This window comes from Amycolatopsis sp. A1MSW2902, from assembly GCF_017312175.1.
Classification (GTDB): Bacteria; Actinomycetota; Actinomycetes; order Mycobacteriales; family Pseudonocardiaceae; genus Amycolatopsis; species Amycolatopsis nivea.
This window is the reverse complement of sequence record NZ_QJPO01000001.1, coordinates 3461541-3483674: the sequence shown is the minus strand read 5'-3', so window position 1 is coordinate 3483674 and position 22134 is coordinate 3461541. Positions and strand designations below refer to the sequence as shown.

18 protein-coding genes and 1 pseudogene are annotated in these 22134 nt (G+C 69.6%); 6 read left to right on the top strand and 13 right to left on the bottom strand.

Annotated features, from left to right (window positions below):
* Nucleotides 1-222: 222 nt before the first annotated feature.
* Nucleotides 223-3204 carry an arabinosyltransferase domain-containing protein gene (locus tag DMP23_RS15955; protein WP_337821516.1) on the bottom strand — a complete coding sequence of 994 codons (2982 nt, stop codon included), beginning with the start codon at nt 3202-3204 and terminating at the stop codon, nt 223-225.
* Nucleotides 3205-3595: 391 nt separating this feature from the next.
* Between DMP23_RS15955 and DMP23_RS15950 the strand changes: the two genes are divergently transcribed.
* Nucleotides 3596-4987: an amino acid permease gene (locus DMP23_RS15950; protein WP_037805885.1), complete on the top strand. Its 1392-nt coding sequence runs from the start codon at nt 3596-3598 to the stop codon at nt 4985-4987.
* Nucleotides 4988-5078: 91 nt separating this feature from the next.
* Here the strand turns inward: DMP23_RS15950 and DMP23_RS15945 are convergent, their stop codons facing one another.
* Nucleotides 5079-5540, bottom strand: a complete 462-nt coding sequence (locus DMP23_RS15945; protein ID WP_337821515.1) for a nuclear transport factor 2 family protein — start codon at nt 5538-5540, stop codon at nt 5079-5081.
* Between the two features lie 13 nt (nt 5541-5553).
* On the bottom strand, nt 5554-6462 hold the full coding sequence (locus DMP23_RS15940) for a pyridoxamine 5'-phosphate oxidase family protein (RefSeq protein ID WP_337821514.1): 909 nt from the start codon (nt 6460-6462) through the stop codon (nt 5554-5556).
* Nucleotides 6463-6566: 104 nt separating this feature from the next.
* On the opposite strand from DMP23_RS15940, the gene DMP23_RS15935 reads away from it, so the two are divergent.
* Complete coding sequence (locus DMP23_RS15935; protein WP_337821513.1) at nt 6567-7130, top strand: CGNR zinc finger domain-containing protein; 564 nt, start codon at nt 6567-6569, stop codon at nt 7128-7130.
* A 4-nt stretch (nt 7131-7134) separates the two neighbouring features.
* Here the strand turns inward: DMP23_RS15935 and DMP23_RS15930 are convergent, their stop codons facing one another.
* On the bottom strand, nt 7135-7695 hold the full coding sequence (locus DMP23_RS15930) for a TetR/AcrR family transcriptional regulator (protein WP_337821512.1): 561 nt from the start codon (nt 7693-7695) through the stop codon (nt 7135-7137).
* Between the two features lie 36 nt (nt 7696-7731).
* Between DMP23_RS15930 and DMP23_RS15925 the strand changes: the two are divergent.
* Nucleotides 7732-8553: pseudogene (locus DMP23_RS15925) on the top strand (DMT family transporter); the annotation flags it as partial.
* Between the two features lie 22 nt (nt 8554-8575).
* Here DMP23_RS15925 and DMP23_RS15920 read toward each other — a convergent pair.
* The gene (locus tag DMP23_RS15920) at nt 8576-10843 is read right to left on the bottom strand and encodes a glycoside hydrolase family 15 protein (protein ID WP_443111271.1); all 2268 of its coding nucleotides are present in this window, start codon (nt 10841-10843) and stop codon (nt 8576-8578) included.
* A 387-nt stretch (nt 10844-11230) separates the two neighbouring features.
* On the opposite strand from DMP23_RS15920, the gene DMP23_RS15915 reads away from it, so the two are divergent.
* Both DMP23_RS15915 and DMP23_RS15910 read left to right on the top strand, forming a co-directional pair.
* A complete protein-coding gene (locus DMP23_RS15915; protein WP_337821510.1) occupies nt 11231-11689 on the top strand; it encodes a single-stranded DNA-binding protein in 459 nt (152 codons plus the stop codon).
* A gap of 498 nt (nt 11690-12187) precedes the next feature.
* A complete protein-coding gene (locus tag DMP23_RS15910) occupies nt 12188-12859 on the top strand; it encodes a hypothetical protein (protein WP_337821509.1) in 672 nt (223 codons plus the stop codon).
* A gap of 4 nt (nt 12860-12863) precedes the next feature.
* Here the strand turns inward: DMP23_RS15910 and DMP23_RS15905 are convergent, their stop codons facing one another.
* The 3 genes from DMP23_RS15905 to cmtR all read right to left on the bottom strand — a co-directional run bounded on the left by DMP23_RS15905 (nt 12864) and on the right by cmtR (nt 14890).
* Nucleotides 12864-13604, bottom strand: coding sequence for an SDR family oxidoreductase (locus DMP23_RS15905; protein ID WP_337821508.1), 741 nt, complete (start codon nt 13602-13604; stop codon nt 12864-12866).
* Nucleotides 13605-13889: 285 nt separating this feature from the next.
* Nucleotides 13890-14561: a cation transporter gene (locus DMP23_RS15900; RefSeq protein WP_337821507.1), complete on the bottom strand. Its 672-nt coding sequence runs from the start codon at nt 14559-14561 to the stop codon at nt 13890-13892.
* On the bottom strand, nt 14558-14890 hold the full coding sequence (gene cmtR / locus DMP23_RS15895; protein ID WP_037805875.1) for a Cd(II)/Pb(II)-sensing metalloregulatory transcriptional regulator CmtR: 333 nt from the start codon (nt 14888-14890) through the stop codon (nt 14558-14560). The genes DMP23_RS15900 and cmtR overlap by 4 nt, the downstream gene beginning before the upstream one ends.
* A 44-nt stretch (nt 14891-14934) precedes the next feature.
* On the opposite strand from cmtR, the gene DMP23_RS15890 reads away from it, so the two are divergent.
* Nucleotides 14935-15741, top strand: coding sequence for a helix-turn-helix transcriptional regulator (locus DMP23_RS15890; protein WP_337821506.1), 807 nt, complete (start codon nt 14935-14937; stop codon nt 15739-15741).
* Nucleotides 15742-15787: 46 nt separating this feature from the next.
* Here the strand turns inward: DMP23_RS15890 and gcl are convergent, their stop codons facing one another.
* From gcl to DMP23_RS15865, 5 genes are all read right to left on the bottom strand, one after another.
* Complete coding sequence (gene gcl / locus DMP23_RS15885; RefSeq protein WP_134727537.1) at nt 15788-17482, bottom strand: glyoxylate carboligase; 1695 nt, start codon at nt 17480-17482, stop codon at nt 15788-15790.
* 2 nt (nt 17483-17484) lie between these two features.
* Nucleotides 17485-18375, bottom strand: coding sequence for a 2-hydroxy-3-oxopropionate reductase (locus tag DMP23_RS15880; RefSeq protein WP_337821505.1), 891 nt, complete (start codon nt 18373-18375; stop codon nt 17485-17487).
* A complete protein-coding gene (locus DMP23_RS15875) occupies nt 18375-19199 on the bottom strand; it encodes a hydroxypyruvate isomerase family protein (protein WP_337821504.1) in 825 nt (274 codons plus the stop codon). Before DMP23_RS15875 ends, DMP23_RS15880 begins: the two co-directional genes overlap by 1 nt.
* 255 nt (nt 19200-19454) lie before the next feature.
* Nucleotides 19455-20435 (bottom strand): 2-dehydropantoate 2-reductase, encoded by a 981-nt coding sequence (locus tag DMP23_RS15870; protein ID WP_337821503.1) that lies wholly within the window; start codon nt 20433-20435, stop codon nt 19455-19457.
* Between the two features lie 602 nt (nt 20436-21037).
* Nucleotides 21038-21985 (bottom strand): sucrase ferredoxin, encoded by a 948-nt coding sequence (locus DMP23_RS15865; RefSeq protein WP_337821502.1) that lies wholly within the window; start codon nt 21983-21985, stop codon nt 21038-21040.
* Nucleotides 21986-22134 lie beyond the last annotated feature (149 nt).

Below are 22134 nucleotides of genomic sequence, written 5' to 3'. Positions count from 1 at the left end.
AGACTGGGGCCGCCGGTCGCGCATCGAAGACGGAACTTCCGATATGCCTTCGATTTCGACGTGCTGCCTTCCCGCCGCCGCCGAGAATACGACACCGACCCCGGGATCCCGGGACCGGCCCGGCAGAAGTCGATCGACGGCGGGGCGGGCTCACGGGCGCCCGCGTTCCGCCCGTCCCCGGCTCCGGAATCGCGGCGCTCCGGCCGTCTTCAGGCCGCGGGCCTACCCGCTTCCGCCGCGCGTCGCGTCGAGCACAGCGGTCTGCTTCGCCAGCCCGGATGTCGAGCGGGTGCCGTGTTCGACGGACAGCCCTCGCATCGGTACCGGGTAGTCGTACCGGAACACCGCGACCGGCTCCCGCACTTTGTCGCCGCGAAGGTACGTCGGCACCTCGGTCGCCTTCGCGTCGGCGTACAGCGGCACGTACGGGCCCCCGGCGTCCGCGGCGTAGGAAACGCCGACCAGCGACTGCGCGTCCTGGCCGGGCGCGAACCGGTAGCGGACCGGCTGGACGATGCCGTCCGCCAGCGAGGCCGGGGTGCGGCACGGCAGGACGAACGCGTTGGTCCAGTCCAATGTCACCGGCTCGCCGACGGGGATGACGTTCGTCAGCGGCGCCAGGCGCGGAATCCGGGGCGCGGTGACCGCGACCCAGCCCGCCGCACTCGGGTCCTCGTCCCGCGCGACGACCCGGACCCGTTGCGCCCCCGGAGCCTGCCAGCGGGGATCGAAGCGCGCGTCGAGCCACTTCCCGCTGTTGTCCTCTTTGGCCTTCATCGTCGCCAGCACGGTCCCGTCCGCCTTCGCGAACTCGACCGAAACCTGCGTTTTCCCGTGCGCGGCGCGGGAAATCACCACCGGCGGCGAATCCGGCGACCCGACGTCGGCAGGCAGGTCGTACCACCCGCTGACGAGTGTGCCAGTGCGCGAGGGCGACCCGTGCGAACTCCATGCCGGATGCTCCGGGTCGCTGCCGAACGGGGCCGGCGGCGCGGCGTCCGGCGGGAACCCGGTGTTCGTCGCGAACCCTTCCGCCGAGGCGGGAGAGGACGCTTTGAGCACGCCCGCGCCGATGTCCGGCTCGACGTCCAGCCAATCCTCGACGCCGCAGGAGTTCCCGGCCTTGCCGGCGCTGGCGGCGAGGCCCAGCGAAGCCAGATTCGACCGGCCGACGGAGTAAGTGCCCCAGCGCACCTTCACCGCTTGCGCCTGTCCGACCACTTCGACCGCCACCGTCGCGGCCGCCACCGCGACGATCACCCAGCTCGACCTCGGCAGCCAGCGCGGAGCCCGGCTCGCTCCATCCCGGCGTTTCGCGGTCTGCCAAGCACCGGCGACCACACCGGCGAGCGCGACCGCCAGCCCAGCCCAGAGAGCCAGATCCGCCAGCCGCACACCCTTCACGGTCGGGACAGTGTCGCCCCATCGGACGTCGTAGTCGGACTGCATCCACCACCAGTTCGGCGCGGACCAGGCCAGCCAGGTCGTCACCGCGACCAGGCCCAGGGCCGCCGCCCGTGCCCACACCGAGGACAGCGCTCCGCGTGCGACGGTGTGCACCAGCATCGCGATCATCACCGTGCCGAATCCGGCCAGCGCACCGAAATGGTGCGTCCACTTCGTCGGCGTGAACGCGAGCACGACCAGGCACAGGACACTGATGACGACCATGCGGCGCGCAGGCCCGACAGCCAGTCCCGGGGCGCGGCGCCAGATCAGCAGCACGGCCAGCAATGCCATCGCCAGCAGCATCAGCAGCACCGGCACCCGGCGGTTCAGCGCTCCCTCGACCACCGACGGGTCGAGCAGGGTGACGTACCGGTTGATTTCGCTCTGCCACGGCAGATCCGGCCCGATCTTCTGCCGGACAGCGGTCGACTCCAGCACGGCAGTCAGCGGCTGGTCGTAGAACGCGGTCAGGAGCGCGCTGGCACCGGCGCCGACCACCACCGCGATCGCACCGAGCACGCGCAGGTCGCCGCGCCTGCGCACCAAGCGGACAAGAGGACGCACCCCGGCGATGAACGGCAGGAACGCCGCGATCCCGAGCGGGTTCGTCGTCGCGGTGGCGCCGGCGACCACCAGCCCGATCGCGACCGGCGTCACCGCACTGGCCGCCACGGCGCGCTCGACCAGCGCGAACACCGCCAGCGAGCCGAACACGATCCACGGCTCCGGCCGCAGCCCGACGTCGAAGGCCACGTACCAGGCCAGGAAAAGGGCCGCGGTCGCCCAGCGGGTCCACCGCGTCGGCCGGTTCACCAGCCGCGGCAGCACCACGCGATCGATCAGGAACCAGGACGCCAGCCCCAGCAGCACCGACGGCAGCCGCATCCACACCATGGCCGGCGTGACGCGGCCGAGAAGCGCGTACAGCTCGTAGTACCAGCCCCACGGCGCTTCCGGCGCGTTGAACCAGCGGAAGTAATTGCCGGTGAACCCGCTCGTCTCGCGAGCGCGCAGCATCGTCGAGATGTATCCGTCGTCCACGGTGAGCGCGCCGACGACGGACCAGACTCCGAGCACGCCGGTCACGACGAGGTCCGCCGGCCGCGGCACCCACGCCCGCCGGGGAAGCAGCCGGACCCGGCGGGCGGCGCTCCGGTCGCGCCGGACCAGCAGCACGATCATGCCGAGCAGCGCGAGCAGCGACACCGCGCCGAGCGCGATCTTCGCCGCGCTTGGCGTGCTGACCCACCGGGTGTCGGGTTCGATCTGCGCGGACACCGCGCCGGGGTGCTCGGTGTACAGCCCGGTGACGTTCGGGCGGCCCGTTGTCTTCGCGGTGCCGACAGTGATGCCTTCGCCGTCCGCGTGCACCGTCAACTGGCAATCGGCGCCAGCGGAGCGGTGAAACAGTTCTGTGCCACCGAGTTCTGCTCGGACCGTGCCGTCGACCGCCCGGATCTCCAGCCCGCCCGCGAGAGGCTCCGCGCCCTGCTTGCCTTTCGGCGGCGCGGTCGCGAACAGCAGCCCGTTCGGCTCGGCGCATCGGACCGTCGCGTCGAGTCTGGCCGGGTGATACGGGTACAACGGCAGCGCGGTGTCCTGCGTGCCGTCCCAGCGGTATGTCGTTGTCTCAGTGTTCACCGGCGCGACGGTGAACAGCACCGCGGTCAGCGCGCAGACGAGCCCGAGCCCGATGATGAGCCAACGATGGCCGGCTTGCCCGCTTGCGGCGGCGTCGGAATCTGGGGTCGGCACGGCGCGGAGTTTAGTGTTCCGGCGTATCTCCGCCGTGAAGCGGCCCGGCCCCGCCACGTCGTCGCATGTGAGGCCGGTCTCGGGGCTCCCGTGGCCGGGAGCAACCGAGGCTTCTGTCCACTGTGGAACGGCCGCCGCGCCCCGGCGTCGCCCGTTCGAGCGACTGCCGCGCGCTTTCCGGCCCGAATACCCTCGAGGACGCCCCGGATTACCCGAAAGTCTCCCGGCGGACCGTCCACCGTGGACATCCGCGCAGCTCCAGCGGGATTTCCGGAAGTCAAACGGGTCCTGCCCGGTTTGCCCGGTTCCTCCACGGTGATCTGGAGCACACCTTAAGTCCAGCCTAGGTGTGCTGCGTCACGCGGTCCGCTACCGCTAGCGTCACGCAACCATGGAATCCACAGTGGTCGCCAAAGAGGGCGACAACTACACGAAAGCACTGGGCAACCGCCAGGTGCAGATGATCGCGATCGGCGGGGCGATCGGGGTCGGGCTCTTCCTCGGCGCGGGCGGGCGGCTCCACGAAGCGGGTCCGTCGCTGGTCCTTTCCTACGCGCTGTGCGGCATCGCGGCCTACTTCGTGATGCGGGCGCTCGGCGAACTCGTCATGCACCGGCCCAGCTCCGGCAGTTTCGTGACCTACGCCCGCGAGTTCATCGGCCCGTGGGCCGGGTTCGTCTCCGGCTGGATGTACTGGCTGAACTGGGCGATGACCGGGATCGCGGAGATCACCGCGGTCGCGATCTACGTGCACAAGTGGCTGCCGGACGTCCCGCAGTGGATCACCGCGCTCGTCGCGCTCGGCGTGCTCATGGCGGTCAACCTGCTGAGCGTGAAGCTGTTCGGGGAACTGGAGTTCTGGTTCTCCGTCGTCAAGGTCCTCGCGATCATCGTGTTCCTGGTGACCGCGCTCGGGCTCGTGTTCACCGGCGCGAACATCGGCGGCACCACCGCCGGCGTGCACAACCTGACCGACCACGGCGGGTTCTTCCCGGCGGGCGTCGGCATCGCGCTGATGACGCTGCAGGCGGTCGTGTTCGCCTACTCCGCGATCGAGGTCGTCGGCATCGCGGCCGGCGAGACCAAGGACGCGCGCAAGGTGCTGCCCAAGGCGATCAACGGCGTCGTGTGGCGGATCGGCGTCTTCTACGTCGGTTCGGTGCTGCTGCTGGCGATGCTCATGCCGTGGCCGTTCTACAACGGCGGCGAAAGCCCGTTCGTCACGGTGTTCTCGCGCCTGGGCATCGGCGGCATCGGCGACGTCATGAACGCCGTCGTCCTCACCGCCGCGCTCTCCTCGTGCAACTCGGGCCTGTACTCCACCGGCCGCATCCTCCGCGCGCTCGCCGACGAGGGCGAAGCACCGAAGTTCGTCGGCAAGATGAACTCGCGGCACGTGCCCTACGGCGGGATTCTCTTCACGTCGGTGGCCTACGTGCTCGGCGTGGTGCTGAACTACATCGTGCCCTCGGAGGCGTTCGACATCGCCACCGCGATCGCCTCGCTCGGCGTCGTCGCGACCTGGGCGACCCTGGTGTTCTCGCAGATGCGGATGCGCCAGGCGGCCTTGCGCGGCGAACTGGAACGGCCGAGCTACCGCATGCCCGGCGCGCCCTACACCGGCTGGGCCACGCTCGGATTCCTCGTGCTGGTCGTGGTGCTGATGGGATTCTCCGACGGCGCCGAGAAGATCGCGTTCTACTCGATCCCGGCGATCGTCGTGGTGCTCGCCGTCGGCTGGCGGCTCGTGTCCCGCAAACGGCAGGCGCGCACCGGCGCCTGAGCGGAGCCCGCGTTCCCCCATCCCCGCGAACGCGGCACCGGCCCGGCCGTCCTTCCGATACCCACCGGAGGGACGGCCGGGTTCTTTTCGTTCACCACGACGGGAAGTCGACCCCGCGCTCGGTTTCCGGCCGCGGCCCGAAGATCCGCCGCTCGGACTCCTCGATCCGCCGGTCGTTGATCGACGCCTCGCGCCTGCTCATCAGGCCGTTCTCGGCGAACTCCCACAACTCGTTTCCGTAGCTGCGCCACCATTGCCCGTCCGCGTCCCGGCTCTCGTACTGGAACCGGACCGCGATGCGGTTCTCGCGGAAGCCCCACAGTCCCTTGCGCAGCGCGTAATCCCGCTCGCGCTCCCACTTCGTGGTCAGGAACTCGACGATCGCGGCGCGGCCGACGACGTGCGTGTCGCGGTTGCGCCACACGGAATCCGGCGTGTACGCGAGCGAGACCTTCTCCGGGTCCCGCGTGTTCCACGCGTCCTCGGCGGCCTGGACCTTCTGCAGTGCGGCAGCGAGGTCGAACGGCGGGAACGGGGGCCGCGATTCGGTCATGACAGGGGTCCTTTCACTTGATGAGCTGAGGATTGCGCGGGTACGGCGTGTGCGCGACCTGCCGGGCGACCGGACGGCCGCCGACCACGCGCTGCACCGAGAACCGGACGATCCGGCCGGTGTAGCCGTCGTCGCCCGAGCGACCCGCCTCGCCCCATTCGATCTCGGCGGTGCCGGAGACCTGGAGGATGCGGCCGGTGGCGAAGTCGAAGAAGAGCAGCGCGGCTTCCGGGTTCGCGGTGATGTTGCCGAGACTGTTGAAGAGGTTGTTTCCCGGATAATCGGGCCACCGCACGGCATTTCCCTCGACGCGGACGAATCCGGGCGCGCCGCCGCGATGGGACGCGTCCGCGCCGTGGGCGGGGTTGACGGTGCCGAGGAAGAACGTGTCCGCTTCCTGGATCAGCTGGGTGTCGTCAGCACTCAGCTCGGCGCGTTCCGCCGCCGGCGCCGGCTCGACGTCGTGCGTGAGGGCCCGCTGCTGGATGTACTGCGGGCAATTGCCGTACGCCTGCTCGACCTCCACGATCAGGTGGTCTTTCGCGGCGGTCGAGAGAGTGCCGTTGATCCGGACCCGGCGGCGGGTCGCGAACTCGACGCTGGTCATGCCGAGCAGCTGCCCCGCCGGAAGCCCGTGCAGCGGATCGCCTTCCGGCAACGCGCGGTGGATCGCGAGCGTGGTCGCCGACCTGGTTTCCAAGAACCCGGGCGGGCCGGTGACCGGCGACGTCCACAACCGTCCGTCCACGGCGCGTCCGGTCAGGACCAGGAACGTCCGCTCGGCCAGAAACCCCGCCATTCCCGCGGAAATCCCGGCCGGCTCAGCCATCCGGGACAGCCGCGCGGCCTGGCGTTCGACTCCCGCCTCCCGCTGGACGGCGAGCTCGCCGGAGTGGAACGCCCGCTGGATCGCGTGGCTCATCGCACCCTCCCTTTCTCACGGGTTACACCGTGAGGTTCCGTGAGAAGTTCTAGCAGCCGCTTCTCACGGATGCAACCCATTCCATCCGTGATACCGTCTCGGCCATGGGCATGCTGCCGGACGAGGTCGTGCCGGTCCGCCTGATGGCGACCGTCTGGGCCGACACGAGCGGGCTCCACGACGACCTCCGCACCCGCGAAGACCTCGACGCGTGGCTCGACGACGTCGGCCTCGAGCGCGGCTCGCGGCAATCGTCCGCCGCCGAACTCGCGCTGGCGCGCCGGCTGCGCGATGCCGTCCGCCGCCTCGCCGCGCAGGCGACCGCCGACGACCGGCAGTCCCCCGCCGTCGACCTGGACACCGCGCTCGGCGACCTGAACGACCTCGTGACCCACTTGCCAGTCCCCCAATTGACCTTCACGGCCGGGAAACTGCAGGAGAGTTCCTCGCGCAGCACTTCGCCGGTCGTCACCGGATTAGCCCGCGTGGCACGAGAATCGATCGCGCTGCTAGGCGGGCCGGATGCCGCCAAGCTGCGCGCCTGTTACGCGCCGGGGTGCGTGCTCTACTTCATGAAGACGCATCCGCGCCGCGAATGGTGCTCCGTCGCCTGCGGCAACCGAGCGCGCGCCGCACGGCATTACGAAAAGATCCGATCGACGCGCTGACGGCTCAGCCCAGCAGCATCACCGCCGTTTCCGCGGCGCGCGCGAAGACGTTCTCGCCAACCTGCATGCCCGCCATCACGATCGCGCCTTCGTGCAGCAGCATGATCTGCTCGGCCACCTTGCGCGACTCCGGAACACGCGCCGATTCGACCACTTCGACGAGGACGCCGAGCAGCCACCGTTTGCTCTCGGTCATCACCGCGTACGCCGGATGCGCCGGATCGCTGATCTCCGCGTGCGCGTTGATCATGCTGCAGCCTTTGCCGCCGTATTTCTTCGCCCACGCCTCGGACGCGTCGAACACCGCCACCAGCCGGTCCCGCGGCGTTGTTCCGGCCTTCTCCAGCCACTCGCCAAGGAACTCCCGCCAGCGCGCGTCCCGGGCGGACAAGTACTCCACGACCAGCCGATCCTTCGAGCCGAACCGGTCGTAGAGCGTCTTCTTCGTGACGCCCGCCTTCGCCGCGATGACGTCGACGCCGACCGCGTGGATGCCGCGTTCGTAGAACAGCTCCGACGCGGCGGTCAGCACCGCCTGCGCTTTCGGGGTCCAGTCGATGGCCATGGCCCCAGTGTATACCGATCTGTATAGTCCGGCGGCATGGGTAAACAGATCGGTATAGTCGGAGCGGCGGTCCTGTTCGTGGCGTGCTGGTCGTCCGGGTTCATCGGCGCGAAGCTCGGTGCGGCCGACGCGCCCGTGCCGACCGTGCTGATGTGGCGGTTCCTGCCGCTGGCGCTGCTGCTCGCGCCTTTCCTGCGCCCCGGCTCGATGCGCGAACTGGGCAGGCATGTCCTGATCGGCTTGCTGTCCCAGTCGGGTTATCTGCTCACCGTCTACTGGGCGATCGGCGAAGGAGTCAGCACCGGCACCACCGCGCTCATCGACGGCGTGCAGCCGCTCGTGGCCGCCGCGCTCGCCGGTCCGCTTCTCGGCGTCGCGGCGACCGGACGGCAATGGATCGGGCTCGCGCTGGGTCTCGTCGGGGTGGTCCTGGTCAGCTGGTCGGACGCCGCTTCGCACGCCCCGGCCTGGGCGTACCTGATCCCGTTCGCCGGGATGCTCGGGCTAGTCGCCTCCACCGTGCTCGAACGCCGAGCTCGCGTTCCCGCTCCCCCGTTGCGCGCGCTGGCGGTCCATTGCGCCACCTCGGCGGTCGTATTCACCGTCCTCGCGCTGGCGACCGGGAACGCGGCACCGCCCGCGTCCGGACACTTCTGGTTCGCCCTCGCGTGGTTGATCGTGCTGGCGACCTTCGGCGGGTACGGGTTGTACTGGCTGCTCGTCGGCCGGATCGGCATGACCGCGGTGAACAGCCTGATGTTCCTGATCGCGCCGGTCACGTCGGTGTGGGGCACGGTGCTGTTCGGCGAACCGTTCACCGTGCTGACCGGCGTGGGCCTCGGCTTGGCCCTGGTCGCCGCGGTCGTCGCGAACGGCCGGGTCAGCCGCCGTAGCGTTGCCGGACCACCTCCGGAGTCTCCAGGTTCTTCCCCGCGTCGATGTTCTGCGCGAGCCGGAGGTACTGGCCTTCCGCCCACATCAACGGCGCCGCGCTCCCGGTCGGCCGGCCCAGCCCGAAGCACGCGACGTCGGCGCGATCCCACACCTGCTCGGGAATGAAGTACCCGTCGTTGGCCGCGTCCGCCATCGACTTGAGGTACACCGCCGCCGAACGCCCGTTGGCGAGCTCGTACTCGCCGCGCTCGCCGGACAGGACCGGCCAGAGCCGCCCGAACCGCTGCGGCCCGTTCGCCGGCCAGCCGGTGCACGCCGTGGTGCTCTCGCCGTAGTTGTCGTGCGGGTAGCGGTGGAAGTAGATGTCGCCGTTCGGGGTCGTGACCTGCATGGGCGCGTTGCCGTCGCGGGCCGCCGCCGTCGGGGCCAGCGACTCGGCGACCTCGGGATCGGCCGGTCCGCGGAGCCCGAGCCGGACGAGGTCGAGGAACCCGAAGTCGACCACGTCGTGCTCGTAGAAGCACCCTTCGTCGAAACAGATCTGCCCGGTGTCGTTCGGGTCGGTTCCCTTGTCGATCCGCTCGTAATACGTGTGGCCGCCCCAGTACCCGGCGGTCGTGCGCGTCCAGCTGTCGAGCTGCGCGCGCCACGAGTCCGCAGTGGACTCCCACTGCTGCGCCGCCGCGGTGTCGCCGTTCGCCCGCGCGATCGCCCCGGCCGTCACGAGCCCGGCCACCTCAGCCGCGATCGACGACGGCGACCGGCCGTACTGCTCCTCCCACCGCTCGGTCGTCGCGGGCCCGCTTGTGCGGATGTGCTCCGCCGTGACCTTGACCCGCGCGTACGTCGCCGCGTCGGTGAGCCCGGTCATCCAGGCGAGGACGATCGCGTCGGAATCCTGGTCGAGCTGCTCGCAACAGCCGAGCTGCTGCGGCGTGGCCCCCTGGACCCCGCTCACCGGGCTGTACCGCGGAAACGCGCCGGCCGGGTACATCGTCCCGTCGCCCTGGGTGGGCGCGGAAATCCACTGTGAGGACCACAGGAACTGCGCCATCCGCTTCGCCTGCGCCGCATCGCCCGCCGCGAGCAGCCCGGTCGCCTGCTGGTACAGGTCCCGGCCCCACACGCGGTGGTACCCGTCGTTGAGCACGTCGCCGTTCACGACGTCGCCCCACGGCGTGGCCAGCCCCGCGACGCTCGCGCCGCGATGCGCCTTGTCCTCCGCCGCGTGCAACGCCATCAGCGCGACGTAATACGCCCTGCGCTGCCGCTCGTCGCCCGCCACACTGCCCGGTGCCGCCTTCAGGCTGCCGACATACTCCTCCCACCCGCGCCGATACGCCTGTTCCAGATTGCCGAATCCACTCGCCAACGACCCGTCCGCGGCCGCCGCCGCGCCCTGGGCGTCGCTCCCGTAGCCGAGCGCGACCGAGAACGTCGTGTCCGACCCGACCGGGATCTGTCCACATTGGACTACATTGCCGTGATCAGTGGAATCGAAGCGATTCGCAAGAGTTCGATGTGCCCGCAAGTCTACCAGGCAATCACTCGCGGCGCCGGAATATCCGTTGTCGTGCGCGATGAATCCGGTCGATGCCCGCAACGCCGACGCCACCGTCGTCGTAGCCCCGAACAACTCCTCTGTCCCGCTAGCCGTCAGCCCAGTGCCGTCCCACGCCGCCGTGTCATTCGCCGCACCGCCCGCCATCGAGGGATTCGCGAGCAGGTAAACCTGATACTGACCACCGTCAAGCGACTGAAACCGCGTGCGGGTAAGAAGAGTCGGCCGCCCAGCGTCGGTGACGTACGTCGTGGTGATGCGATAACGCCCGCTCTTCGCGGTGTTCGTGACTGTGTATTCGAGTGCCTTCTCGTCCGGCATCGAAACGACATGCTCCGTCGCGTCGCGTTCGAGGTCCACAAAGGACTTCCCGTCGGTGACGACGTACTGCATGTCCTGCATGTTGGCCACGTCCGCACGCGGATAGAACACCTCCGACGTGACCCCTCCCGCGACGGTGAACCACAACGGACTGGCCGTCCCCGCCGCCGTCCCGAGGGCCGTTTTGTCCCCAGTTGTCCACGATGACGGCCCACCACAGCAATCCCCCGGCGGCTGCGCACTGTTCTGCACCGACGCACCGGACTTCGCCCCGGCTCCCGCTGGCGCGATCCCCTGCCCCACCACCGAAATCCCCACGACCGCGACCACCGCCGCCGCCCGTCCCCACTTCCCACCGACCATGCCGCTCATGCTGCCCCGGTTCCCCGCCCTCGAACAACAGCCGAACGGTGGGAACCCTCCCGCGCCTCCCCGCCGCCGAGAGTCCCACCCGATGGAGTGATCGAGAAGCCCCGAAAACTGTCGTACCCGGATGGTCTCCTAGTTCCCGAAGCGGTGCCCGGTTCCGGGTCCGCACCGACCTGAGGAGCCGTCACCATGACCGGAGCCACCCTTCGCCCAGCCCGTTTCCGCAGCTTCGCCCCGCAGTGCTGCCTTACCCCGTCAAGACCAAGGCAGACGCGCGCGAGACACGCATTTATTCAGCACTGAACGGTTGTTCCCGGCAAACGATGGACGGGAACCGATCCTCAGACCCGTCGCCATGGACTTGGCGACCCGAAACCAAGGAGTGTGATCATGGCTGGAGAAACCGTCATCACAGTGGTCGGAAACCTGACCTCAGACCCGGAACTGCGTTTCACCCCGTCCGGAGCAGCAGTCGCGAATTTCACGGTCGCGTCGACCCCGCGCACCCTCGACCGACAATCCGGCGAATGGAAGGACGGCGAGGCCCTGTTCCTCAGGTGCAGCATATGGCGGCAAGCAGCGGAAAATGTCGCGGAAAGCCTCGTCCGAGGAGCAAGGGTCGTAGTCACCGGACGTTTGGTTCAGCGATCCTTCGAAACAAAGGAAGGCGAGAAACGCACCGTAGTCGAACTGCAGGTAGACGAGATCGGCCCGTCGCTGCGGTACGCGACCGCCAGAGTCACCAAGGTCAGCCGGAGCAACAACGAGACGGGCGGACCAGGCGGGGATGCCTGGGGCGCTGCCCCAGTGTCCGCCGGAGTCGGAGTGACCGCGGAGCCACCCTTCTGACCTCCCGTGTGTCACTGGCCAGCGAGATGGTCGACGCGGCAGCCCGGAATCTCGGCGACTGCTCCCCCGTAACCGGAGCTTGGCCGGAATGCCCAAGAACCGAGCATTCCGGCCAGCCCAGCCCGCGCACGCCGTCGCCCTCACCGACGGTGCCGTCCGCGCTGCCTGCCTGATGCGAACCGAAGGATGCTCCGCTGCACACCGACCGTTGACGCCGGAACCCCCACGCACACCTCGGGCGGCAGCCGCGCCGCCCGAGGGGCACCCCGATGGGCACTGACCGACGTTCGACAGCTGGGTGCCAGCCATCGGTAGCCGAAGGGTGCCCGACCGCCCTTCCGCGGTCGAGCCCCAGCCACCGGCCGCAGCATGCTGCCCGCTCGCAAGCACCGCAATGCAGCAGTGGTCTGGTCCTTTCCCGGAAAGGTCCATACCATTTGCCCAGAAGCCGACTATCGGCCCTGACCGGCCGGGAATCCCGCTGGTAGCTTCCCGGCCATGCCCGCACTTCGCCGGACCAAGGCCGGAACCACAGTCCTCGCCGCGATTTCCGTACTGCTGCTGGCCCCGCTCTCCGCACCAGCCGCCCACGCCGCACAGGCCACACCCGGCGCGCCAGCCTCGCACACGGCGCACACCGCGCACCGCAGCGGCCACGTGCACGACGAATGCAGCACACCCTCGATCAACCGCCTCCAGAAGTGGCTGGCCAGCGGCGAAGGCACGACCGTCCCGCCCACCGGAAGCCTTCTCGTCCCCGAAGGCGAGCGCTACGCGGCGAAAATCGTCTTCCAGAACAACGAATGGCACGTCGCCGTCGTCTGGCTGGGCAACCAGTTCGACGCGCAGGCCGACCTCAGCCATTCCACCGGATTCTGGCTGACCTACAGCGCCGACGACGACTTCTACGTCCAGCTGCGCCCCGCCTCCCATTGGAGCGGCGGCGACAAATGGCTCACCCGCATCCCCTCGACCGGCGGCCAGCTGGTCCGCAAATTCTTCCCCTTCGACCCCGATTCCTGGACCTGGCTTCCCGAACTCGGCCAGCCGCAGTACTCGTTCGCCTCCGCGCTGACCGAAGCCCGCGGCCTGGTCTTCGTCGGCAAAACCCCCAACTCGCTCGACTTCCGCGAACTCCTCATCGACGGCTACCAGCCGCCGTGTCTCTGATCCGTCAGTTCTGCACCGCGGGCCGGACGGTGATGTCGCCGATCTCCACATCGTCCGGCTGCTCGACCGCGAACGCGATCGCCCGCGCCACCGCGGCCGGATCCAGGGCGAATTCCTCGACCCGCCGCCGGATCTGCTCGCGCTCCCCCGGGTCGTCGATCGAATCCGCCAGCTCCGTCCGGACGAACCCGGGCGACACCGACGTCGTCCGGAGCACGCCGTCCGTCGATTCCTGCCGCAGCGCCTCCAGAATCGTCCGCACCGCGTTCTTCGTCCCGGCGTAAACCGCCTGCCCGGGCACGATCTTCAACCCGGACGTCGACACCGTCGTCACCAGATGGCCCCGCCCCTGCCGCCGGAACACCGGCATCGCGGCCGCGATCCCGTTCAGCACCCCGCGCACGTTGACGTCGATCATCGCCGACCATCCGTCGACATCCGCCTCCGCGACCGGCCCCAGCTTGGCGATCCCGGCATTCCCGACCAGCACGTCCAGCCGGCCGAACTCCTCGACCGCCCGCTGCACCAGCCGGTCCAGGTCCGCGCGCTGGGTCACGTCGGTCACGCACGCGACCGCGCGACCGCCTTCGTCGCGGATTTCCTTCGCCAGCGCGTCCAGCCGATCCTCGCGACGCGCCCCCAGAACCACCGCCGCGCCCCGTGCGGCGAGCAATCGAGCGGTCGCCTCGCCGATTCCGCTGCTCGCCCCGGTGATCGCGACGACTTTCCCTGCCACACCTGACATTTCCTACCCCTGCCAACTATACGGACACGTGTCCGGATAGCTTACCGGACACGTGTCCGCATAACGCAAGGGCAGGTGCCGCATCAACATCGGCCGGAGTGCAGTCAAGGAAGCGTGAGCGGCGGCGAAATCCGGGCCCGAACCAGGTCATGCTCTCGATCCGAGACGACCAACCGGAGAAAGGCCAACCGAGGTGAGCGATCTAGTCCCCGCGCTGCTGCTGATCGGCGTATTCGTCGCGCTGGCGATGACCTTGCGCGCCATCCAGCAACGCCTGACCCGCGATCAGCAGCAGTGCTCGCCCCGCCAGGCCTCGAGCCCCTCGCGGACCGCGACCGCCGCGATCACCAATGCCGCGACCGGATCCGCCCAGTACCAGCCGAACAGCGCGTTCACGAGCAGCCCGAACAACAGCACGCCAGAGAGGTAAGTGCAGAGAAGCGTCTGCTTCGAGTCGGCGACCGCGCTCGCCGAGCCGAGTTCCCGCCCGGCCCGGCGTTGCGCGCCGGAAAGCACCGGCATCACGACCAAGGACACCGCCGCGAGCACGATCCCGACCGTCGAATGCGAGGCCTCCTCGCCGAACAGCGACCGCACCGAATCGACCGCGACATAGGCCGCCAGCAGGAAGAACGACACCGCGATCACCCGCAGCGCAGCCCGCTCCCGACGCTCCGGATCCGCGCTGGCGAACTGCCACGCCACTGCCACCGCGGACAGCACCTCGGCCACCGAATCGAGCCCGAACGCGATGAGCGCCGACGACGACGCAATGGTCCCGGCCGACACCGCGACGATCGCTTCGACCACGTTGTACGTGATGGTCCCGGCGACCAGCCACTGCACTCGCCGCCGCAAAACCGCCTGCCGCGCGGCATCCACCACCGGAGGGCCAGCCAGCGACACGGCCTCGCCGCCCACTGAATCCGCGCAACAGTCCCGATCTGGCTCGGTCATCGCGCCGCCTGCGGCTCGTCGGCACACGCGTCCGTCGGCGCGACGGCCAAAACCACCTTCGTCAGCTCCGCCAACGCGTGCGCGAGATGCGGATCAGCGATCGCGTACCGGACCTGCCGGCCCTCGTACGTCGCGAGCACCAGCCCGCACCCGCGCAGGCAGGCGAGATGGTTCGAGACGTTCGACCTGCTCAGCTCCAGTTCCGCGGCCAGCTGCGCCGGGTACGCCACCCCGTCCAGCAGCGCCACGAGAATCCGGCAGCGCGTCGGGTCCGCCAGCGCGCGGCCGAGCCGGGCGAGCGCCAGTTCGCGAGTCTCAGAGGTCAGCACAGGCGCAACAGTACAGCAATCGCTGAATCAAATACACTGACGCGGTGGACAACCTCCTCGGCGACTTCCTCCGCGCCCGGCGAGAGCGGATCTCCCCGGCCGACGTCGGACTGCCGGACAACGGACGACGCCGCGTGCGAGGACTGCGCCGCGAGGAACTCGCGCTGCTGGCGGGAATCAGCGGCGACTACTACATCCGGCTTGAACGGGGCCGCGACCAGAACCCGTCAGCGCAGGTGCTCGACGCGCTAGCCCGGGCACTCGGCCTCGACGAAGCCTCCCGCCAGCACCTGCATCAACTCGCGAGCCCAAACCAACCCGGCCAGCCCGAGCCGCAGGTGCCCGCGAGCATCGCCGAACTGATCTCCACCTGGGCGACGAACCCCGCGTACGTCCAGGACCGGCTCACCAACGTGCTCGCCGCGAACCCCGTCGCCGCAGCGGTTTCGCCGAACTACGCGGTCGGCCGGAACCTGCTCCGCGCGGTCTTCCTCGACCCGGCCGAACGAGAACTCCGCCGCGACTGGGAGCAGATTGCCGCGGACGGCGTCGCGGGCCTGCGCGCCGCACTCGGCCCCAGCATCGCCGACCCCGCGGCAGCCGAACTCATCGCCGACCTCACCGCCAGCAGCGACGAGTTCCGGGACCTCTGGGCCCGGCACGACGTCAAACCGCGCACCGGCCACCTCGTCCGTTTCCGCCACCCAGCGGTCGGAAATCTGGATCTGCACAGCGACAAACTCGACATCCCCGGACCGGTCAGCCTGCAACTGGTGGTCTTCCACGCGACGCCGGGAACCCGCGACGCCGAGGCCCTCGCTTCCCTCGCCGAACTGATTCCCGCGCCCTAGCACCGAAAACCGGGCCGGAGCAAGCCCGCTCCGGCCCGGTTCCCGGTCAGTCGGCCGCTTCGAACTCGCGCACCGCGTCCAGTGCGGCGCCCATCGCGGCGTTGCCCTCGCGTTCGATCATGATCTCGACCAGCACCGGCCGCCGGGTGCGCTCGGCTTCCTTCCGCGCCCATTCGAGCGACGACCGGATCTCGCCCGGGTCCTCGACGCGGGTGCCCGAGCAGCCGTAGGCCTCCATGATCTTCACGTTGTCCGTGCCGTGGTCGTCGTAGTGGATGTCGACCTGGTAATTCATCTCGTACGGCAGCTCGGACTGGCGGATCAGGCCCAGGTACTCGTTGTTGAGCATGACGAGCACGAACCCGACGTCGTACTGCGCGGCGACCGCCAGCTCCTCGACCAGGAACTGGAACGAGTAGTCGCCGACCACGCCGACGACCTCCGCGTCCGGCCGGGCCTTCTTGACGCCGATCGCCGCCGGGATCTCCCAGCCGAGCGGACCTGCCTGGCCGCACACCTGGTAGTGCCGCGGCAGGTGCGCGCGCTGGAACTGCCCGGACCAGATCTGGTACAGCCCGATCGCCGTCACGAAGTACGTCTCGGGGCCGTAGAACTCGTTGAGCTCCTTGAACACCCGCGGCGCCTTGATCGGCGTGCAGTCGAAGTCCTCCTTGCGCGGCAGCTCCGCCTTGAGGTCGCCGAGCCGCTTGACCCACGCGCGGTCCCGCGCCGGGGCGGTGCGCGCGTCGAGCGCCGCCAGCAGCGCTTCCAGGAACTCCCGCGTGTGCGAGACGACGCCGAGGTCCGGGCCGAACACCTTGCCCAGCTGCGTGGGCTCGATGTCGACGTGGATGAACTTCCGGTCGCCGCGGTACACCGACAGCTCGCCGGTGTGCCGGTCGCCGAACCGCGCGCCCAGCGCCAGGACCAGGTCGGACTCCAGGAACGCGGCATTGGCCCAGCGCTGCGACGTCTGGATGCCCGCCATGCCGGCGAACAGCTCGTGGTCCTCCGGGAAACTGCCCTTGCCCATCAGCGTGACGCCGACCGGGACGCCGAGCCGCTCCGCCAGCTGCCGCAACGGTTCGCTCGCCTCGCCGAGGACGACGCCGCCGCCGGCCAGGATCAGCGGGCGTTCGGCGGCGAGCAGCATGTCCAGGGCTCGCTCGACCCGCGCCGGAGCCGGTTTGACCGTGCTGACCGGCAATGCCGAGTCGATCGACGAATCCCACTCGATCATCTGCTTCTGCACGTCGATCGGGAGGTCGATGAGGACCGGGCCGGGCCGTCCGGACCGCGCGATCCGGAACGCCTCGCGGAAGATCCACGGCAGCTGCGCTGCTTCCTTCACCTGGACCGCCCACTTCGTGACCGGGCGCGCGATCTCGACGATGTCGACCGCCTGGAACGCCTCCTGGTGCAGCTTCGTCGTCGCGGCCTGCCCGGTGATGCACAGGATCGGGACGGAATCCGCGTGCGCGGTGTAGAGGCCGGTGATCATGTTGGTGCCGGCCGGACCGGACGTGCCGATCGCGACGCCGACGTTGCCGGTGGTGCGCGCCCAGCCGTCGGCCATGTGCGTCGCGCCCTCTTCGTGGCGGACCACCAGATGGTCGATGCCGCGGCCTTGCATCGCGTCGTACAGCGGCAGGATCGCCGCTCCTGGGCAGCCGAAGGCGACGTCGATCCCTTCGTCGACCAGCACGTCGACGACTGCCTGCATAGCGGGGACCCGGGCCATGGTCAAACCTCCTCGGACGAGCGGCCGGACAGTTCTTCGACGACCTTCAGCAGCGCGGAGTGGTCCAGCGAGCCGTAGCCCATCGCCCGCCCGGCCGCGACCAGCTGCGCGACCAGGCCGGTCAGCGGGAGCGCCACGTCGGACTGCCGGGCCGCGGCCAGCGCGATGCCCATGTCCTTGTGGTGCAGGTCGATCCGGAAGCCCGGCTCGAACTGCCGCGCGACCATCGACTTCCGTTTCAGTTCCAGGATCCGGCTGCCGGCGAGACCGCCCGCGAGGACGTCGAGCCCGGTGCCCGCGTCCACTCCGGACGCTTCCAGCAGCACGATCGCCTCGGCGACCAGCCCGTAGATCCCGCCGACCACCAGCTGGTTGGCCGCCTTCACGACCTGGCCCGCACCGTGCGGGCCGACGTGCACCACGGTCTTGCCGAGCGTGTCGAAAACCGGCTTCGCTGCGGCGTAATCGGCCTCGTCGCCACCGACCATAATGGACAGAGCGGCCTGCTCGGCCCCGGCCTGACCGCCGGACACCGGCGCGTCCAGCACGCGGATTCCCTTGGCCGCACCGGCTTTCGCGACCTCGATCGACGTCTCCGGCCGGATGGTGCTCATGTCGGCCAGCAGCGTGCCGGGCGCGATCGTGTCGAGCACGCCGCCCGGGGCGAGCACGACCTGCTCGACCTGCGGGTGGTTCGGCAGCATGGTGATCACGACCTCGGCCCCGGACACCGCGTCGGCGACATCCTTCGCCGCGCGCCCGCCCGCGGCTTCCAGCTTCGCCAGCGCGTCGGCGTTGAGATCGAACCCGCTCACCTCGTGTCCGGCGGCGGCCAGGTGCGCGGCCATCGGCGTGCCCATCACGCCCAGTCCGATGAACCCGATCCTGCTCATCAGTTTCCCCTTCGCTCGTACGGCAGCCAGGCCAGCGAGTCCACAGTGGAACCGTCCGGTTTGTACTCGATGCCCACCGGTCCGGCGTAGCCCGCCGCCTGCAGCTTTTCCAGATGTCCTTCGAGATCCAGCTCCCCCGTGCCCGGCTGGTGCCGGCCCGGCGCGTCGGCGATCTGCACGTGCCCGGTGCGCGGGGTGTAGCGGGCGATCACGGTGTCGAGGTCGTCGCCGTTGACCGCCAGGTGGTAGAGGTCCGCGAGCAGCCGGACGTTGTGCAGGCCGAGCTCGTCGAGCACCGCGACCGCGTCGGCCGCGGTCTTCAGCGGGTACGCCGGGGTGCCGGAGAGCGGTTCGAGCACCAACTGCGCGCCGATGCCCTCGGCCGCCTTCGCCGCGGTCGCGAGGTGCGTGCGGGCCAGATCGTCCTGTTCGGACGGTGCGGTCCCGTCGATCCGGTTGCCGTACAGCGCGTTGAAGCTGCGGCAGCCGAGCCGTTCGGCGAGCCCGAGCGCGACCGTCAGGCTCGTCGCGAACTCCGCCTCGCGGCCGACCCACGACACGAGCCCGCGCTCGCCCGCGGCCATGTCGCCCGCGTAGAAGTTCAGCCCGGTCAGCTGGACGCCCGCCTGCTCGATCGACCGCGCGAACCGGTCGACGTCGGCGCCCGACGGGTCGGCGCTGTCGAACGGCCACCAGTACTCCACCTTGGTGAAGCCCGCTGCCCGAGCGGCCTGCGCGCGCTCGAGCAGCGGGAGTTCGGTGAACAGGATCGACAGGTTGGCGGTGTAGGGCAGCGAGTGCCGCTCCCCGGCGGGACCGGTCATGAGTACCTCGGCTCCTCACATCTCGATCATTTAATTTCGCTTCGTGGAAGTTTTCTTCCGTAGTTCGAGAATAGCTGGACGCGGAGGCTTCGGTCAACGGGAAGCGGGCAGGTTTCCTCGAGACGCCGGGCGCGCCACGGCGTCGCTCGATCCGGGCGCAGCACCCTTGCCGACCTCTTCGGCGAGCGGCTCTAGCCGCGACCGTCCACAGTGGTCACTCTTTATTCCACAGTGGACGGTCGCGCGATTTCCTTTTCAGCCGACCGGAATCGCCGTCCGATTGAGCAATCCGATCGCGGCGTGCACATGCCGCAACGCGGGAGCCTCGACGCCAGTGAGATCCGCGAGTTCCACGACCGCACCGATGATCGCGTCGATCTCCAGCGGTTTGCCCGCTTCCAGATCCTGCAGCATGGACGTCTTGTGGTGCCCGACGCGCCACGCGCCGTCGATCCGCTTCTCCACCGAGACCTGCGGATCCGCGCCCGCCGCCCTTGCGATCTCCAGGGTTTCGGTCATCATCGCCGCGACGAGCGCGCGGGTTTCGTCGTGCTCGCACATCTGCACCATGGTCGCCCGGGTGAGCGCGGAAAGCGGATTGAACGCGACGTTGCCCATCAGCTTGACCCAGATGTCGTCGCGCAGCCTCGGCTCGACCGGGGCTTTGAGCCCGCCCGCGACCATCGCGTCGGCGAGCTTCCGACAGCGGACGGAACTCTCCCCGGACGGCTCCCCGAGGGAAAACCGCGTCCCCTCGAGATGCCGGATGACGCCCGGTTCCTCGATGACGGTCGAGCAGTAGACGACGCATCCGATCGCCCGCTCGACGTCCAGCACCCGGCTGGTAGCCCCGCCGGGATCGACGGCTTCCACGCGGCGGCCGGCCAGCGGATGACCGGCCAGCCCGTGGAAATACCACCACGGAATGCCGTTCTGCGCCGCGACGAGCGCGGTGTCCTCCCGCAGCAGCGGCTCGAGGAGAGCGCCGCAGTCCGGATACGAATGAGCTTTGAGGCCAAGGAAAACGTAGTCGACCGGCCCGACCTCGCGCGGGTCCGACGTGACATGCGGATGCGCCGTGAAGTCCCCGCGAGGACTCCGGACGCGCACCCCGTCCGCCGCCATCGCCGCGAGATGCGCACCGCGCGCGATGAGGTGGACTTCGGTGCCGCCGCGATGCAGCGCCGCTCCGACGTACGCGCCGATCGCTCCTGCGCCCAGAACCGCCACCCGCATGGTCGCCTCCCGGTCGGTATCCCGCCGATGATAGATTGCATACAGTATCCCGTCTGGTGACTACGGGCCAGGTTTTGGTGATCGGAAGCGCCGATGACGAACGACCGGTCCCGTGCGCCGGGGGTCGGTGCGCCGGGCATGTCCTCCCGCTCCTGCGGAGGACGGTGAAACGTCTTTTGGAGGAATCTGATTCGTCTCGCTGAGCACCGAAGCGCTCCCCTTGCCAAGCACCCCAAGGTTCCCCGCGCTGAACTCCGCAAGATCCCTCTCACCAAGCACCACAACGTTCCCCTCGCGGAACTTTGCAAGGTCCCCCCTCGTCGAGCACCTAACCGGCCCCCTTGCGGAACTCCGCGAGGCCGACCGCGCCCATCGGCGGGGCGAACCTTGCGCCCCCGCTGCGGAGAAGCCCGATTGGGGCTCGTGAGTGGCGATTCCGGTTAGAACCGGCATCGCCACTCACGAGCGCGAACTGCCGGGTGCTGTGGTGTCTTGCGATGCACCCGCTTGAAGTCCGGCAGACCAGCCGCCGCTCGCGGACCGCCAGTCGGTGGCGTGGCCAGCCCTCGAAACCCCCTCGCCGAGCAGCCCAAACACCGAGGTCAGACTTCGCGCACCGACTCCGCCACGAACCCCGATAAGACCAGCCGCGCAGTGCATCGGCTGTGCACAGAGGACGTCGGCACCGTCCGCCGGACCACGACCTCGTAGCGTCGCTCTCCCGCCTCGGCCAGGACACTTCGGACGTCGCCCCGGGATTCCTCGGTCACGGCCAGCACCGCGTCGAGACCGCGCAGGCCGGTGCGTCCGCGGACCTCGATCTCGGCGAACTGCGACCACGCGCTCTCCGCCGACGTCCGGCCACGCAGGTTCTCCAGCCGGACGTTGCCGCTGAGCGCTTCCTTCGCCGCCAGTTCGGCGTCGGGCACCGCGAGGCTGCCGTGGAGGAAACCGTCCGGCACGGTCAGGAGGTTTCCGGCCCAGCGGTCCCCGCCGACGTGGCTGACCTCCCACACCCGCCCGGGATGGTTCTGCGCGAGGCTCGTCGCCAGCGGACGGCCGAAAACGGCGCAGCACATGTCCTTGCTGCCGTGCGTGCAGACCAGGAAGAGCGGACCGGACACCGGTTCCCCGTGCCCGCGACGTCCGGCCGCGACCGCTTCGAGATCGAGATGGGCGAGATCAGCCAGGTCAGCGAGGTCGAGCCGTTCCGTCCAGCGGTCGCCGGGGTGTCCGCTCGCGACGTAGACCGCGCGGGGGGTGCCTGGCGTCCGCGCGTGCCGTCCCGGCTTTCGGATCAGCAGGGGGCGCAGGCCAGCGGCGCGGGCGGCGTCGAGGCGTTCGGCGGGGAACACGGCGGACTGCACGTCTTCGAGCGCGTCCGGGCCCCACGAACCCGGCTGCTCGACCAGCAGCCAGGACGTCATGCGCGCGGCGGTCCCGGCAGGCTCGCCACCGAGCTCCCGGGTGAGCGCGGCGCATCCGGGCGCAGCATTCCGGCCCGGGAAGCAGATCCCCGGGCCCGAGTGCGGCACGTCGGGCTTAGGCATGCCTAAGTATAGCTGACGGTCCGCCAGGTCTTTCGAGGCGACCGTCACTGTCGCGCGACGTCACTCGATCGGGCAATGCGCTGGGAGTCCGAGACCGCGGGCGACCAGCGCTCGCACCGCCAGGTCGCGGCGGCTATGCGGACATGCCA

Bases quoted from the DNA above. Each gene is read 5' to 3' on its own strand.
- DMP23_RS15950 (WP_037805885.1), top strand. From the start codon at position 3,596: ATGGAATCCACAGTGGTCGCCAAAGAGGGCGACAACTACACGAAAGCA.
- DMP23_RS15945 (WP_337821515.1), bottom strand. From the start codon at position 5,540: ATGACCGAATCGCGGCCCCCGTTCCCGCCGTTCGACCTCGCTGCCGCA.
- DMP23_RS15940 (WP_337821514.1), bottom strand. From the start codon at position 6,462: ATGAGCCACGCGATCCAGCGGGCGTTCCACTCCGGCGAGCTCGCCGTC.
- DMP23_RS15935 (WP_337821513.1), top strand. From the start codon at position 6,567: ATGGGCATGCTGCCGGACGAGGTCGTGCCGGTCCGCCTGATGGCGACC.
- DMP23_RS15930 (WP_337821512.1), bottom strand. From the start codon at position 7,695: ATGGCCATCGACTGGACCCCGAAAGCGCAGGCGGTGCTGACCGCCGCG.
- DMP23_RS15920 (WP_443111271.1), bottom strand. From the start codon at position 10,843: ATGAGCGGCATGGTCGGTGGGAAGTGGGGACGGGCGGCGGCGGTGGTC.
- DMP23_RS15915 (WP_337821510.1), top strand. From the start codon at position 11,231: ATGGCTGGAGAAACCGTCATCACAGTGGTCGGAAACCTGACCTCAGAC.
- DMP23_RS15910 (WP_337821509.1), top strand. From the start codon at position 12,188: ATGCCCGCACTTCGCCGGACCAAGGCCGGAACCACAGTCCTCGCCGCG.
- DMP23_RS15905 (WP_337821508.1), bottom strand. From the start codon at position 13,604: ATGTCAGGTGTGGCAGGGAAAGTCGTCGCGATCACCGGGGCGAGCAGC.
- DMP23_RS15900 (WP_337821507.1), bottom strand. From the start codon at position 14,561: ATGACCGAGCCAGATCGGGACTGTTGCGCGGATTCAGTGGGCGGCGAG.
- gcl (WP_134727537.1), bottom strand. From the start codon at position 17,482: ATGGCCCGGGTCCCCGCTATGCAGGCAGTCGTCGACGTGCTGGTCGAC.
- DMP23_RS15880 (WP_337821505.1), bottom strand. From the start codon at position 18,375: ATGAGCAGGATCGGGTTCATCGGACTGGGCGTGATGGGCACGCCGATG.
- DMP23_RS15875 (WP_337821504.1), bottom strand. From the start codon at position 19,199: ATGACCGGTCCCGCCGGGGAGCGGCACTCGCTGCCCTACACCGCCAAC.
- DMP23_RS15870 (WP_337821503.1), bottom strand. From the start codon at position 20,435: ATGCGGGTGGCGGTTCTGGGCGCAGGAGCGATCGGCGCGTACGTCGGA.
- DMP23_RS15865 (WP_337821502.1), bottom strand. From the start codon at position 21,985: ATGCCTAAGCCCGACGTGCCGCACTCGGGCCCGGGGATCTGCTTCCCG.